Source organism: Nocardioides sp. LML1-1-1.1 (assembly GCF_040676175.1).
Lineage (GTDB): Bacteria > Actinomycetota > Actinomycetes > Propionibacteriales > Nocardioidaceae > Nocardioides.
On record NZ_JBEGHK010000006.1, the window covers coordinates 61,196 to 75,897 of the forward strand.

At 73.0% G+C, this 14,702-nt stretch carries 13 protein-coding genes and 1 riboswitch; of the genes, 11 read left to right on the top strand and 2 right to left on the bottom strand.

Features of this window, described 5'->3' with window-relative positions:
* Window positions 1-2 precede the first annotated feature (2 nt).
* Both MRBLML1_RS19450 and MRBLML1_RS19455 read left to right on the top strand, forming a co-directional pair.
* Window positions 3-770 (top strand): enoyl-CoA hydratase/isomerase family protein, encoded by a 768-nt coding sequence (locus tag MRBLML1_RS19450; protein WP_364519110.1) that lies wholly within the window; start codon window positions 3-5, stop codon window positions 768-770.
* Window positions 770-1,645 (top strand): hypothetical protein, encoded by an 876-nt coding sequence (locus MRBLML1_RS19455; RefSeq protein ID WP_364519112.1) that lies wholly within the window; start codon window positions 770-772, stop codon window positions 1,643-1,645. The genes MRBLML1_RS19450 and MRBLML1_RS19455 overlap by 1 nt, the downstream gene beginning before the upstream one ends.
* On the opposite strand, the gene MRBLML1_RS19460 is transcribed toward MRBLML1_RS19455, so the two are convergent.
* Window positions 1,638-3,077, bottom strand: coding sequence for an amino acid permease (locus MRBLML1_RS19460; protein ID WP_364519114.1), 1,440 nt, complete (start codon window positions 3,075-3,077; stop codon window positions 1,638-1,640). The genes MRBLML1_RS19455 and MRBLML1_RS19460 overlap by 8 nt on opposite strands.
* A gap of 58 nt (window positions 3,078-3,135) precedes the next feature.
* Window positions 3,136-4,038, bottom strand: a complete 903-nt coding sequence (locus MRBLML1_RS19465; RefSeq protein WP_364519116.1) for an oxygenase MpaB family protein — start codon at window positions 4,036-4,038, stop codon at window positions 3,136-3,138.
* A gap of 60 nt (window positions 4,039-4,098) precedes the next feature.
* Between MRBLML1_RS19465 and MRBLML1_RS19470 the strand changes: the two genes are divergently transcribed.
* From MRBLML1_RS19470 to MRBLML1_RS19510, 9 genes are all read left to right on the top strand, one after another.
* Window positions 4,099-5,307, top strand: a complete 1,209-nt coding sequence (locus MRBLML1_RS19470) for an NADH:flavin oxidoreductase (RefSeq protein ID WP_364519118.1) — start codon at window positions 4,099-4,101, stop codon at window positions 5,305-5,307.
* Window positions 5,308-5,329: 22 nt separating this feature from the next.
* Window positions 5,330-6,427, top strand: a complete 1,098-nt coding sequence (locus tag MRBLML1_RS19475) for a diacylglycerol kinase (RefSeq protein WP_364519120.1) — start codon at window positions 5,330-5,332, stop codon at window positions 6,425-6,427.
* Window positions 6,424-7,248, top strand: coding sequence for an SDR family oxidoreductase (locus tag MRBLML1_RS19480; protein ID WP_364519122.1), 825 nt, complete (start codon window positions 6,424-6,426; stop codon window positions 7,246-7,248). The genes MRBLML1_RS19475 and MRBLML1_RS19480 overlap by 4 nt, the downstream gene beginning before the upstream one ends.
* A gap of 9 nt (window positions 7,249-7,257) precedes the next feature.
* Window positions 7,258-8,325 (top strand): MBL fold metallo-hydrolase, encoded by a 1,068-nt coding sequence (locus MRBLML1_RS19485; RefSeq protein ID WP_364519124.1) that lies wholly within the window; start codon window positions 7,258-7,260, stop codon window positions 8,323-8,325.
* A 1-nt stretch (window position 8,326) separates the two neighbouring features.
* Window positions 8,327-8,429: riboswitch (TPP riboswitch) on the top strand.
* A complete protein-coding gene (locus MRBLML1_RS19490; protein ID WP_364519126.1) occupies window positions 8,421-9,473 on the top strand; it encodes a thiamine ABC transporter substrate-binding protein in 1,053 nt (350 codons plus the stop codon). It overlaps the preceding riboswitch by 9 nt.
* The gene (locus MRBLML1_RS19495; protein ID WP_364519128.1) at window positions 9,449-11,116 is read left to right on the top strand and encodes an ABC transporter permease; all 1,668 of its coding nucleotides are present in this window, start codon (window positions 9,449-9,451) and stop codon (window positions 11,114-11,116) included. The genes MRBLML1_RS19490 and MRBLML1_RS19495 overlap by 25 nt, the downstream gene beginning before the upstream one ends.
* Window positions 11,116-12,123, top strand: a complete 1,008-nt coding sequence (locus tag MRBLML1_RS19500) for an ABC transporter ATP-binding protein (RefSeq protein WP_364519711.1) — start codon at window positions 11,116-11,118, stop codon at window positions 12,121-12,123. The genes MRBLML1_RS19495 and MRBLML1_RS19500 overlap by 1 nt, the downstream gene beginning before the upstream one ends.
* Window positions 12,124-12,148: 25 nt before the next feature.
* A complete protein-coding gene (locus tag MRBLML1_RS19505; RefSeq protein ID WP_364519130.1) occupies window positions 12,149-13,234 on the top strand; it encodes a phosphatase PAP2 family protein in 1,086 nt (361 codons plus the stop codon).
* Between the two features lie 200 nt (window positions 13,235-13,434).
* Window positions 13,435-14,688: a C40 family peptidase gene (locus MRBLML1_RS19510; protein ID WP_364519132.1), complete on the top strand. Its 1,254-nt coding sequence runs from the start codon at window positions 13,435-13,437 to the stop codon at window positions 14,686-14,688.
* Window positions 14,689-14,702: the final 14 nt, after the last annotated feature.

The window sequence follows — 14,702 nt, forward strand, 5'->3', positions numbered from 1 at the left end:
CCATGAGCCTCGTCCGCTACGAGCACGCCGACGGCGTCGCCCGGATCACCCTCGCCGACCCCGAGCACGGCAACCCCGTCCACCCCGAGTCCGTCGCCGCCCTCCACGAGGCCGTACGACGCGCGCGCCGCGACGCCGCGAAGGTCGTGGTCCTGGCCGCCGAAGGCCGGTTCTTCTCCGTCGGCGGCGACCTCGGCGCCTTCGCCGCGGCCGAGGACGTGCAGGTGTTCATCGACGATCTCGCCGAGGCGTTGCACAGGGTGGTCGGGGAGCTGGTCCGCTCCGACGCCGTCGTGGTCACCGTCGTGCAGGGGACCGCCGCGGGCGCGGGCTTCCCGCTCGCCGCGGCCGGCGACATCGTGCTCGCCGCCGACACCGCGAAGTTCAGCCTGGCCTACACCAAGGTCGGGCTCTCGCCCGACGGCGGCAGCTCGCTCCTGGTGCACACCCTCGGCCTGCACCGCACCCTGCGCCTGGCGATCCTCGGCGACCTGCTCACCGCGCAGGAGGCCGCCGACGCCGGGCTGGTCGCCCGGGTCGTGCCCGCCGCGGAGCTCGCCGACGTCACCGAGCAGGTCGTCGCGACCCTCGCCGCCGGCTCCGGCACCGCGAACGCTGCGGCCAAGCGGCTGCTGCGCGAGGCCGTCGTACCGGCGCCGGAGGGGGCGCTGCGCAAGGAGACGCTCTCGATCCGCGCGCTCGCCGGCTCGCCCGACGGCCGCGAGGGCGTCGCGGCGTTCGTGGAGAAGCGGGCGCCGCGGTTCGGCTGATGGCCTTCGAGGAGCTCGACACCGCGCCGTTGACGGCGGCCGTGGACCCCGCCGACGTCCCGGCCCGGACGGCGCGCGAGCTCGGCTCGGACCTCGGTGGCTGGCTCGTCGTGAACGTCCTGCTGTGGCTGGTCCTGGGCCTCGTCGCGGTGGGCCTGTCCTTCCTCCCACCCCGGCCGTGGTGGGCGGCGGCCCCGGCCGGCCTCGGGGCGGTGGTGAGCCTCGGCCTGCTGGTCTCCGCGCTCCGGCCGCGTGCCGAGCACCGGGCGCGGCCCGTGCGCCTGGCCCGGTTCGCCGCGGCGAACGACATGACCTACACGCCCCGGCCCGGGCAGCCGGCCGAGGGCCCGGGGCTGGTGCTCGGCACCGGCACCGGCCGGCACACCCGCGACCTGGTCGAGATCGCCGTGCCGCGCGAGATCCAGCTGGGGCGCCAGCACTACTTCGCGGGGCGTGGCAATGCCGAGGCGAGGGCGTGGAGCTACGCGACCACGCCGCTCACCGGCCCGGGCGCCGCCGGGTTGCCGCACCTGGTCCTGACGGCGCGCGGGAGGTGGAACGACGCGGCGCTGCCCGGCTCGTCCGACTCCTCGCTCGGTACGCCGGGGCTCAGCGGGCCCGGCGCCGCGGCGTACCTCGTCCGCGGCCCCATCGGGCAGGCCCCGTGGATCGAGCGGGTCCTCGACGTCACCCTGTTCCGGCCCGACGTGCTCGCCCGGCTGACCGAGCGGCCCGTGCACGTCGAGGTCGTGGACCGGCGGCTCTACCTCTACGTGCACGGGCCGCTCGTCACCCTCGACCCGGACACCTGGCGCTGGATCCTCCCGCTGGTGGTCGACGTCGCCACGGCGCTGGAGGCCGCGCCGGTCAGCTGACCGGAGGCTGCTGCTTGTTGAGCACCGAGTTGCGGTAGCCGTAGGCGGCGTAGACCGCGAGGCCGAGCACGAACCACACCGCGAACCGCAGCCAGGTCGCCGGCGCGAGGAAGGTGATCAGCCAGATGCTGAACGCCACCCCGATGATCGGTACGACGGGCATGCCCGGCAGGCGGAAGGTGCGCGGAAGGTCGGGGCGCTTGTAGCGCAGCACGATCACCGCGACGCAGACGACGACGAACGCCAGCAGGATGCCGATGTTGGTCAGCTCGGCGGCCTCCGCGATCGGCATCAGGCCGGCGATCAGCGCGGAGAGCACGCCCGCGATCCAGGTGACCCGGGTGGGCACGTGGCGGGTCGGGTGGGTCTTGGCGAACCAGGACGGCAGCAGGCCGTCGCGGCTCATGGCGTACCAGACCCGGGTGACGCCGAGCATGAAGGTGAACATCACGGTCAGGATGCCGACGATGGCGCCGACCGCGATGACCGTGCCGAAGCCGTCGAGGCCGATCGAGGCGAACGCGCTGGAGAAGCCGCTCTCCGGGTCGATGTCGCGGTAGTCCTGGATGCCGGTGAGGGTGAGGCAGGCGAGCACGTAGAGCACCATCGAGATCGCCAGCGAGTAGAGGATCGCCTTCGGCATGTGCCGCTGCGCGTCCTTCGACTCCTCCGCCGCGGTGGACATGGCGTCGTAGCCGAACACCGCGAAGAAGACCACGGCCGCGCCGCTCATCGCGCCGGAGAAGCCAGCCGGGGCGAACGGGCTGAGGTTGTCGGTCTTGATGTGGAAGAAGCCGACGACGACGACCAGCAGCACCAGGGCGACCTTGATGCCGACGACGAAGGTCTCGACGCGAGCGGCGTTGCGCATGCCGAGGCTGAGGAGCCAGGCCACCAGCAGGCACAGCACCATCGCGAACAGGTCGACCCGGTGGCCGTCCCCGGTGCCGGGGGCACCGAGCATCCAGTGCGGCAGGTCGAGGCCGACCTGGTCGAGCAGGAAGCCGAAGTAGCCGGAGATGCCGATCGCGACGACCGCCACGATGGCGATGTACTCCAGCAGCAGGTCCCAGCCGATGCACCAGCCGACGACCTCGCCGAGCACGGCGTAGCCGTAGGTGTAGGCCGAGCCGGCCTTCGGGATCATGCCGGCGAACTCGGCGTACGAGAACGCCGCGGCGGCGCTGGCGACGCCCGCGATGAGGAACGAGACGAGCACCGCCGGGCCGACCCCGTCACCGTCCGCGCTGGCCACCGCGCCGGCGAGCGAGAAGACGCCGGCGCCGATGATGCCGCCGACGCCGATCGCGGTCAGCTGCCACAGGCCGATGGAGCGCTCGAGGCCCCCGGCGTGGTCGTCCTCGGTGATCTGGTCGACCGGCTTGCGGCGGAAGACGCCCGTTCGGGCGGGTGGGCGTGCGGTGGCGGACATGGGCTCTCCCGAGAGGTGCGAAGGGTGGAACCTGCCCACCCTAGGACAGCCGTCCGGCTCACGCCTGCGCGGTGACGGCCTCCGGGGCGTGCCGCACCGGGCAGCCGCCGACGCCCGGCACCGGGCGGGTCCCGAGGTCGGCCAGGTCGTAGCCGCCGGGATAGCTCTTGATCCGCGGGAGGTCGGCGGTGTAGACCGGCCGGCGGTTGGACGGGGTGTGCCGCAGCACCCGCGCCCGGGCCCTCATCGCCGCGCGGCTGACCTTGCGCGCGAGCGGGCCCGGCTCGACGTACCCGAAGGCGTCGAGGAGGGGCTGGTCCATCAGGGCCCGGCTGAACACCTCGACCGGCTTGCGCAGGGGGCGGGGGTAGAAGGTGGTCATCAGCGCCAGGGTGGAGTCGGCGACCCGGCGCCCGCCCGCGTCGAAGTCGAAGTGCGCGCGCTCGTAGTCGTCGAGCAGGTGCATGAACCCGTCGTAGGTCTCCGGGACGTCCTTGATGCCCATGTGGCGGCCGAGCGCGCGGTAGTAGTTGACCGTCGCGCGCAGCTCGGTGTCGCTGAGCGGGCGCCAGCCGTAGTCGTCGAGCCATCGCTTGGGGACGACGACGAAGGTCGACAGCACGTAGCGGAAGTCGTCGTTGGAGATGTCGTAGGCCTTGTGCATCTCGTTGATCCGGCGCAGCGCGGTCTTGCCCTCGGCGCTGTCGAAGCCGTGCACGAAGGGCGCCTCCAGCAGCAGCGCGGTGTCGTCGTAGCGCTGCTGGACCTGGCGGGTGAACGCGCCGGTCTCGTCGAGCAGCCGGCCGATGCTGGGCACGGCGTAGGTGCGGAAGAGGGCGAAGCTGAGGGACTGGGTGAAGTCCCAGCTGAACTCGTAGAGCGCGAGGTTCTGGTAGATCTCGACGTAGTCCGTCTCCGGGTCGAGCGCGTCGTTGCGGTCTCGCCACAGCGTCTTGGCCATGCTCGGACGGTACTCGCCATAACCTGACTTACGCTAGATGGAACACGTTACAGTTTTGCGGTGAGCACTCCGCCCGACGTCTTCGCCCCGACCACCCTCGGGCCGGTCCGGCTGCGCAACCGGACCGTCAAGGCCGCGACCTTCGAGGGTCGAACGCCGCACGGCCAGGTCACCGACGAGCTGATCGCCTACCACCGCGCTCCCGCCGCCGGCGGGGTCGGGCTGACCACGGTCGCCTACCTCGCCATCGCCCCCGACGGACGCACCCACCGCGAGCAGGTCGTCGTCGGCGAGGACACCCTGCCCGGGCTGACCCGTCTCGCCGACGAGATCCATGCGACCGGCGCCGCCATCGCCGGCCAGGTCGGCCATGCCGGCCCGGTCGCCAACGGCCGCTCCAACGGCGTCCGTGCGATCGCCGCCAGCCCGATGCCGAGCCCGCTGTCGATGCAGATGATCCGGTCCGCCTCGGAGAAGGACCTCACCCGCGTCACCCGGGCCTACGTCGACGCCGCCCGGGTCCTGGTCCGGGCCGGCTTCGACGTGCTCGAGCTGCACATGGCGCACTCCTACCTGATCTCCTCCTTCCTCGCGCCCGGGCTGAACCGCCGCCGTGACCGCTGGGGTGGGCCGCTGGAACGACGGGCCCGGCTCGCGCGGCAGGTGGCGCGCGTCGTACGGGAGGAGGTGGGGGACGCCGTCGCCGTCACCGCCAAGATCTCCGTCTCCGACGGCTTCGCCGGCGGCGTGACGACCCCGATGGGGATCGAGGTGGCGCAGCTGCTGGAGGCCGACGGCCACCTCGACGCCCTCCAGCTCTCCGGCGGCTCCTCGCTGATGAACCCGATGTACCTCTTCCGCGGCGAGGCGCCGGTCGCGGAGTTCGCCGCGACCATGCCGCCGCTCGTGCGCTGGGGGATGCGGAGCCCGGCGGGACGCGGCTTCCTCAAGCGCTACCAGTTCGAGGAGGCGTACTTCCGGGAGAAGGCGCTGGCGTTCCGCGCGGCCGTGGGCATGCCGCTCATGCTGCTCGGCGGGATCAACCGGCTGAGCACCATGCAGCAGGCGATGGCCGACGGCTTCGACTTCGTGGTGATGGGGCGCGCGCTGCTGCGCGAGCCGGACCTGGTGCGGCGTCTGGAGGCCGGCCAGGCCAGCCGGGGGACGTGCATCCACTGCAACCGCTGCATGCCGACGATCTACTCCGGGACGCGGTGCCCGGAGTGGGCGCCGGACGAGGTGATCCCGGTTCCTCTTCCCAGCAACTAGAACCTGTTCTACATTGGCCCGCATGTCACAGGTCATCCCCGAGAAGCCGCTGCGCGTCGTCGTCTGGTCCACCGGCACCATCGGCCGGTACGCCGTCGCCGGCGTCGACGCCCACCCCGACCTCGAGCTCGTCGGGGTCTGGACGTCCACCCCCGACAAGCACGGCAAGGACGCGGGTGAGCTGGCCGGGCTGGGGCGCGAGCTCGGGATCAAGGCGACCACGGACCGCGACGAGCTGATCGCGCTCCGGCCCGACTGCATCATCCACGGCGCGATGACCGACGACCGGGTGTTCGAGTCGATCGAGGACCTGACCGGCTTCGTCCGCGACGGCGTCAACGTCGTCTCGTCCGGGCCGGTCATCCTGCTCGCGCGCGACGGCACGCTGCCGCCGGAGATGATCGAGGGCATCGACGAGGCGGGCCGGCAGGGCAACGCCAGCCTGCACGTCAACGGGATCGACCCGGGCTTCGCCAACGACGTGCTGCCGCTCGTGCTCACCAGCCTGAGCCAGCGCATCGACCACGTGAAGGTCAGCGAGATCGCGGACTACTCGACGTACTACCAGCCGGTCGTGATGCGCGACCTCTTCGGCTTCGGGCAGCCGCTCGACGCCAAGCCGCTGCTGTGGGAGCCGGGGATCCTCACCACCGCCTGGGGCCCGGTGGTGCGGGTCATCGCCGAGGGGCTCGGCGTCACCCTCGACGAGCCGCTGGTCGAGGAGGTCACCCGACGGCCCGCGCCGCGCACCGTCTCCACGGTCTCGGTGGACGTCGAGGAGGGCACGATGGGCTCGGTGCTGTTCCGGGTGATCGGCACCGTCGACGGCGTCCCGCGGGTCACCCTGGAGCACGTCACCCGCACCGACGCGAGCGCCGAGCCGGACTGGCCGACGCCGAACGAGGGCGACGGCTGCTACCGCGTGGAGATCACCGGCGAGCCGTGCATGAAGATGGAGTTCACCCACCACGGGGAGAACGGCGACCACAACGTCTCCGGGATGATCATCACCGCGCAGCGGCTGGTCAACGCCGTGCCGGCCGTCGTCGCCGCCGAGCCCGGGCTGCGCTCGGCGCTCGACCTGCCGCTGGTCACCGGCCGCGGGCTGGTGGCCCGATGAGCATCCTGGACCGCTTCACGCTCACCGACCACGTCGCCGTCGTCACCGGCGCCGGCCGCGGGATCGGCGCCGCCACCGCGGTCGCGCTCGCCGAGGCCGGTGCGGACGTGCTGATCTCCTCGCGCACCGAGTCCCAGCTCGCCGAGGTCAAGGACCGGATCGAGGCCGCCGGGCGCCGGGCCGTCGTCGTCCCGGCGAACCTCGCGCACACCGACGAGGTCGCCGGCCTCGCCCAGGCGGCGTACGACGCCTTCGGCCGCCTCGACGTCGTCGTCAACAACGTCGGCGGCACCATCCCGAACGCCTTCCTGGACACCGACGTGGCCTACCTGGAGGAGTCCTTCCACTTCAACGTCGCCACTGCGCACGCGCTCAGCCGCGCGGCCGTGCCGCTGATGCTGGCCTCCGCGGGCGAGGGCCGGCAGAAGTCGATCACCTCGATCAGCTCGATGATGGGCCGCACCGCCGCCCGCGGCTACCTCGCCTACGGCGTCGCCAAGGCCGCGCTCGCGCACTGGACCCGGCTCGCGGCGAGCGACCTGGCGCCGAGCATCCGCGTCAACGGCGTGTACGTCGGCTCGGTGATGACCAGCGCGCTGGAGTTCGTCGCCGGCGTACCGGCGATGAAGCAGCAGATGGAGCAGGCCACCCCGCTGGGCCGGATCGGCGAGGCCGAGGACATCGCGGCGGCGGTCCTCTACCTGTCCTCGCGGGCCGGCCAGTTCGTCACCGGCAAGCTGCTGGAGGTCGACGGCGGCATCCAGCAGCCCAACCTCGACCTCGACCTCCCCGACCTCCAGGCACCGGAGACGGTTCACTAAGGTCGGGCCATGACGAGCGGTGTCGCCACGGGCCATGCGATCTCCCCGGACTCCGGCGAGCACTGGGCGGCCGAGGGCGCCTGGCAGGTCGCCGAGGGCATCCACCGGATCCCGCTCCCGCTGCCGATGGACGCGCTCAAGGCGGTCAACGTCTACGTCGTCGCCGGGGACGACGGGCTGACCCTGATCGACGGCGGCTGGTCGATCCCGGTCGCGCGCGAGCTGCTCGACAAGTGCCTGCGCTCGATCGGCTCGGGCTTCGGCGACATCAAGCGCTTCCTGGTCACCCACGTGCACCGCGACCACTACACGCTGGCCACCGTCCTCGGTCACGAGTACGACGCGGAGGTGGCCCTCGGCATCGAGGAGAAGCCCGCCCTCGAGCTGCTCCACCGCGCCGCCGCCGGCGAGCTCGACGAGGGTCCCTTCCTGGCGCCGTTGCGCACCGCCGGCGCCGCCGAGATCGCCGAGCTGTGGGCGGCCGGCCCGCCGGACCTCCCCGAGGCCGTCGACTGGGCCTTCCCCGACGTCTGGCTGGAGGGCGACCGCTCCTTCGAGGTCGGCCGCCGCACCCTCGACGCCGTGCACACCCCGGGCCACACGCCCGGCCACTACGTCTACGCCGACCAGGTCGAGGGGGTGCTCTTCTCCGGCGACCACGTGCTGCCCACGATCACCCCGTCCATCGGCTTCACCGTGCCGCAGACCGACCAGCCGCTCGGCCAGTTCATGGCGTCCCTGGCCCGGGTCCGGCAGCTGCCGGACCTGCGGATCCTCCCGGCGCACGGTCCGGTGGCCCCCTCGACGTACAAGCGGGTGGACGAGCTGCTCGCCCACCACGAGTCCCGCCTCGACCAGTGCGCCGACTCGTTGCGCGCCCGCGGCGCGGTGACCTCGCTGGTCGTCGCCAAGGACCTCGGCTGGACCCGCCACGAGCGCGCCTTCGGCGACCTCGACGTGTTCAGCCAGGGGATGGCCGCGATGGAGACGATGGCGCACCTGGAGCTGCTCGTCGCGCGCGGCCAGGCCACCAGCGAGGACCACCCCGACGGTCTCGTCTTCACCGCCGTAGACTGAGCGGGTCAGACAGGGGAGCCCACCAGGGCTGAGAGTGCGCACCGCGCAGACCCTCCGAACCTGATCCGGTTAGCACCGGCGAAGGGAGTCACCCGATGCGCATCCGCGCGCTCACCGGCCTCACCGCGCTCGCCCTCCTGGCGGGCGGCTGCTCGCTCGTCGGCCAGGAGGACGACGGCGCCCAGGGGGTGAAGCAGACCCAGGTCACCCTGGTCACCCACGAGTCCTTCGACCTCCCGAAGGACCTGGTCGCGACGTTCGAGAAGGACACCGGCTACGACCTGAAGATCAGCAAGCTGGCCGACGCCGGCACGCTGACCAACCAGCTCGTGCTCACCAAGGACAAGCCGGTCGGTGACGTGGTCTTCGGCATCGACAACGCCTTCGCCACCCGGGCGATCGAGGAGGGTGTCTTCAGCGGCTACGCGCCGGCGTTGCCCGCCGGTGCGGAGCAGTACGAGCTCCCCGGCGACGGCGACGACGCGCTGACCCCGGTCGACACCGGAGCGGTCTGCGTCAACGTCGACAGCGCCTGGTTCCGCGACCAGGGCGTCCCGGAGCCCCAGACCCTGGACGACCTGACGAAGCCGGCCTACCGGGACCTGTTCGTCGTCCCCGCCGCCAGCACCAGCTCGCCCGGCCTGGCCTTCCTGCTCGCCACCATCGGCCGCTACGGCGAGGACTGGACCGGCTACTGGAAGCGCCTGGTCGCCAACGGCACCAAGGTCGTGAAGGGCTGGACCGAGGCCTACTTCGAGGACTTCACCTTCTCCGGCGGTGACCGTCCGATCGTGGTGTCCTACGACTCCTCGCCGGCCTTCACCCTCGACAAGGCGGGCAGGAAGACGTCGACCCGGGCGCTGCTCGACGGCTGCTTCCGGCAGGTGGAGTACGCCGGAGTGCTGAAGAGCGGGTCCACCAACACCGACGGCGCGCACGCGGTGATCGACTGGCTGCTCTCGCCGGAGGTGCAGGCGGCGCTGCCCGGCTCGATGTACGTCTTCCCGGTCGCCGAGGACACGACGCTGCCGGCCGAGTGGGCGGAGTTCGCGAAGCGGCCGGAGAAGACCGAGCAGGTCGACCCGGCCGAGATCGCCGAGAAGCGGAAGGCGTGGCTGGAGGAGTGGACCGACCTCACCTCGCGATGAGCCTCGACCGGACGGCCCGACGGGCGGCGTACGTCGCGCTGGCCGTCGTCCCGGTCGCGGTGGTGGCGGTCTTCTTCGTGCTCCCCGTGGGCGCGATGCTGCACCGTGGGCTGTGGCCGGAGGGCCGGTTCGCCCCGGGCGCGGTGCTCGACGTGCTGGCGCGCCCGCGCACCGGGCGGGTGCTGTGGTTCACGCTCTGGACGAGCACGCTGGCCACCACGCTCGCGGTCGCGCTGGGCCTGCCGGCGGCGTACGTCCTGCACCGGCTGCGCTTCCCCGGCCGGGCCGTGGTCCGGGCGGCGCTGCTGGTGCCCTTCGTGCTGCCCACCGTGGTGGTCGGGCTGGCGGTGCGCGAGCTGATCGCGCCGAGCGGGATCCTCGGCTTCCTCGGCCTCGACGGCACCCCGGCGGCGATCGTCGCCGGCCTGGTCTTCTTCAACGTGGCGGTGGTGATCCGCACCGTCGGCGTCGCCTGGGAGTCGCTCGACCGGCGGCCCGGTGAGGCCGCGGCGGCGCTGGGCGCGAGCCCCTGGCAGGTGTTCCGCACGGTGACCTTCCCCGCGCTGCGCCCGGCGGTCGTGTCGGCGGCGAGCGTGGTGTTCCTGTTCTGCGCGACCGCGTTCGGGGTGGTGCTGGTGCTCGGCGGGGTGCGCTACTCCTCGGTCGAGACCGAGATCTACCTGCTCACCGCCGACCTGCTCGACCTGCCCGCGGCGGCCGCGCTCTCGCTGGTGCAGATGCTCGCCGTCGTCGTGCTCCTGGTCGTCGTGGGCCGGCTGCGGGCCGTCCCCGACCCGACCGTACGACGCGCCAGCGCCGCCCCCGCCCGCCCGCACCTGCGCGACCTGCCGGCCGTCGCGGTCACCGCCGCCACGCTGGTCGCGGTCGCGCTGCCCGTGCTCGCCCTGGTCGTCGGCTCCCTGCGCCGCGACGGGCACTGGACGCTCGACTTCTACCGTGCGCTCGGCGGCTCCGCCGACGGCCTGTTCGAGGTCTCGCTCGCCCATGCGCTGCTGGCGTCCCTGCGCATCGCGGTGGACGCGACCTGGATGTCGCTGCTGCTCGGCCTCGCGGTCGCCTTCCTCGTCACCCGGCGGGTGCGCAGCCGCGGCGGGCGCCGGGCCCGGGCCGTGCTCGACGGGTTCTTCATGCTGCCGCTCGGTGTGTCCGCGGTGACCCTCGGCTTCGGCTTCCTCATCGCGCTCGACTCACCGCCGCTCGACCTGCGCGCGAGCCCCCTGCTCGTGCCGGTCGCGCAGGCGCTGGTGGCCCTGCCGATCGTCGTACGGACGCTGGTGCCGGTGCTCGCCGGCATCGACGACCGCCAGCGCCAGGCGGCAGCCTCGCTCGGCGCCGGCCCGCTGCGCACCCTGCTGACCGTGGACCTGGCCGTGGTCTGGCGCCCGGTGCTGGCGGCGGCGGGCTTCGCGTTCGCGGTGTCGCTGGGGGAGTTCGGGGCGACGTCCTTCATCGTGCGCCCGGCCGAGCCGACCCTGCCGGTGGTGATCTACCGTCTGCTCGGCCACCCCGGTCCGCTGAACCACGGCAGCGCGCTCGCCGCCTCCGTCGTCCTCGCGGCCCTCACGGCGGCCGTGATCCTCGTCGTCGAGCGGCTGCGCGTGCCGGGAACGGGAGCCTGGTGATGCTGGAGCTGAGCGACGTCTCGGTCGCCTTCGAGGGCACTCGCGCGGTCGACGGCGTGGACCTGCGCGTCGCCGACGGCGACGTGCTCGCGGTGCTCGGCCCGTCCGGCTGCGGCAAGTCCACCCTGCTGCGCGCCGTCGCGGGCCTCGAGCCCGCCACCGGGACGATCGCCTGGGACGGCGCGGACCTGCGCGGCACGCCCACGCACCGCCGCGGCTTCGCGCTGATGTTCCAGGACGGCCAGCTCTTCGACCACCTGACCGTCGCCCGCAACGTCGGCTACGCCCAGCGGCTGCGCGGGCTCTCCCGTGCGGCGGTCCGCGCCGAGGTCGGCGACCTGCTCGACCTCGTCGGCCTGTCCGGGTACGCCGAGCGGCTGCCCCGCACGCTCTCGGGCGGCGAGCGCCAGCGCGTCGCCCTGGCCCGCTCGCTCGCCGCGAAGCCGCGCCTGCTGCTGCTCGACGAGCCGCTCAGCGCGCTCGACGCCGGCCTGCGGGTCCGCCTCGCCGCCGACCTGCGCCGGATCCTGGTCGAGTCCGGCACCACCGCGCTGCTGGTCACCCACGACCAGGACGAGGCCTTCGCGGTCGCCGACCGGCTCGCCGTCATGCGTGCCGGGCGGATCGTCCAGGAGGGGCCGACCGCGGAGGTGTGGGCGGCGCCCGCGGACCCCGGGACCGCCGCCTTCCTCGGCTATCCCCACGTGCTGCGCGAGGACGCGGCCGCCACGCTGCTGCGACTGGCCGGGCGCCCGCCCGTGCCGGGGGCGGTGGTCGCGGTCCGGGCCAGCGCCGTGGTGGCCGGGCCCGGCGAGGGGCAGCCCGCCACGGTCCGCTCCTTCCGGCTGACCCCCGACGGCGCCCGGCTCGTGGTCGACGTCGACGGGGTCGGACCGCTCGACGGGGAGGGGGTCCCCGGGTGGACCGCGGCGCCCGGGGAGCGGGTCGCCGTCCGGGTCGACGGGGGCGGCGTAGCGCTCCTCACCCCGGACGCGAGCGGATCCTGACAAGGCGTCTCATAGACTCCCTCGGGTGTACCGCCGCGCCTATACCCTCCTCATCGGCACGGCCGCTCTCATGCTCGGCCTCGCGGTGTTCGCTGCCGTCAAGATCGACCGGCGGCTGCTCGACCCGGAGGGGAGCTTCCTCGGACCGTCGTACATCCGGCTGCCGCTGCTGCTGATCGGCGCGCTGCTGCTCGACCTGCTGCCGCTCACGCTGTGGCGTGCGCGGGGACGCCCGAGCCGCGTCGTACCGATCGTCAAGCACCGGCTGCGCACGCACTGGTCCAAGGAACGCGCGATCCTCGTCGGCATCGGCGTGATCAGCTTCTACCTGACCTACGTCAGCTACCGGAACCTGAAGTCGTTCCTGCCGTTCGTCCGCTCCGACCCGAACGCGCCCGCGGGCGAGACCCGGGCGCTGTCGTACGACCGTGAGCTGCACCTGCTCGACAAGGTCATCTTCTTCGGCCACGACCCCAGCGACGTCCTGCACGGGATCTTCGGCAAGACGATCACCGCGGAGGTGCTCTCGCCGATCTACCTGATGTTCCTGCCGCTGGTCCCGCTCGCGGTCACCGCGTGGCTGGTGTGGTCGCGGAACATGTCCTTCGGCTACTGGTTCGTGACCTCGCAGTGCCTGGCCTGGTCGCTCGGCACGCTGTCCTACTACCTGCTGCCGACGCTCGGCCCGGGCATCGCCTACACCTCGGAGTACTACGGGGTGAACGGCCTCGCGCACACCGGCACGACCGACCTGATGGACGCGATCGTGAGAGCGAGGGGCAACGTCCTCTACGGCGGCGCGACCGAGTCGGTCAACTCGATCGCCGGCTTCGCGAGCCTGCACTGTGCGATCACCCTGCTGTTCGCGCTGATGGTGCAGTACACCCTGCGCTCGAAGATCCTGAAGTGGATCTTCTGGGTCAACTTCGGGCTCACCGTGATCGCGACCCTCTACTTCGGCTGGCACTACGTCGCCGACGACCTCGCCGGCATCGCCATCGCCATCGTGTCCTTCTACGTCGGGGGCGTGGCCAGCGGGCAGAAGTTCGACAGACGCGGGCACTCCCATCCCACGACGACCACCTCGAAGGTCCCGGTCGACGCCGACTGAGGCTCCTCGCTCGCGACAGTCCCTCGCGAAAGCACCCGATCCCGCTCGGATCAGGTGCTTCTCGCGGGGGACTGTCCGCGTCCGGAGCCCGTCCCGCGAGAATTACAACCATGTAGTTCGTCAAGGCGACACGCCGGTGACTCCTGAGAAAGTTGGGATTTTTGTTCCCAATGTGACGAAATCGCACTACGGTGACGCAAGTGCGTACTCCAGCTCTCGGGACCGGCCTGCTCGCGCTCGTGCTGACCGCGGGGGTGGTCGCGCCGGCGTTGGCGGACCCGAGCGGCGACGACGGGAGCGGTACGCCGAGCGCGGCCGACGTCCAGGACGCCCAGGCCGACGCCCAGGCGGCGAAGTCCGACGTGGACGTGGTGCGCGAGCAGCTCGCCGCCGCGGACGCCGCTGTCGACGCCGCCTCCGAGCGGGCCGCCCGGGCCGCGGAGGCCTGGAACGGGGCGCGCTGGAAGGCGCAGCAGGCGCAGGCCGCCGAGCGCACCGCGACGGCCGCCTCGGTGCGGGCCGACCAGGCACTGGAGGTGCAGCGGGCGTCGTACGGGGAGCTGGTGATCGCGACCAGCACGGCCGGCACCGACCTGGAGGCCGCGAGCGCGCTGGTCGCCGCCGACGGCATGGAGTCGCTGCTGGAGGAGGCCTCCGCCAAGGAGCGGGTCGACGCGCTGATGCAGCAGCGCAAGGAGGAGTACGACGCCGCCGCCACCACCGCCGAGCGTGCCGAGCGGGCGGCGACCACGGCCTCGACCGCCGCCGACGAGGCGCTGCGGACCGCGCAGACCGCACGGGACACCGCCGCCGCCGAGGCGGCGAGCGCCACCGCGACGGCCGCGTCGGTGCGCCGTCGGAAGACGGCCCTGGTGCGCACCCTGGCCCGGCTGGAAGGGGTCAGCGTCGCGGTCGCCCAGCGCCGTCAGGACGGCCTCGCCGCGGCCGCCCGGGCCCGGGCCGTCGCCCGGGCCGAGGCCGCCGCCGCGGCGGCCGCCGCGGCGCAGCCGAAGCCGAGGCCGGGCAACACCGGCAAGCCCGCGTCGGGGCACCAGGACCAGCCCGACGAGCCGCGCACCCCGCCGGCCCCGTCCGGCGGCGCCCAGGCCGCGATCGCCTTCGCCCGCGCCCAGCTCGGCGAGCCCTACCGGTGGGGTGCGGCCGGCCCCGGCTCGTGGGACTGCTCCGGCCTGACCGCGGGCGCCTGGTCCGCGGGCGGCAAGAGCCTTCCCCACTACTCCGTCGCCCAGTACGACGTCTCGACCCCGATCTCGGTCGGCGACCTGCGCCCCGGCGACCTGGTGTTCTGGGGCGACGGCGGTCCGTCGTCGATCCACCACGTAGCGCTCTACGTCGGCGACGGCCGGATCATCCACGCCCCGCGCACCGGCCGCCCCGTCACCGAGGAGTCGATGTACTACTGGCGGACGCCGGACTTCTACGCGCGTCCGTGAGCGCGCCCGGCGTC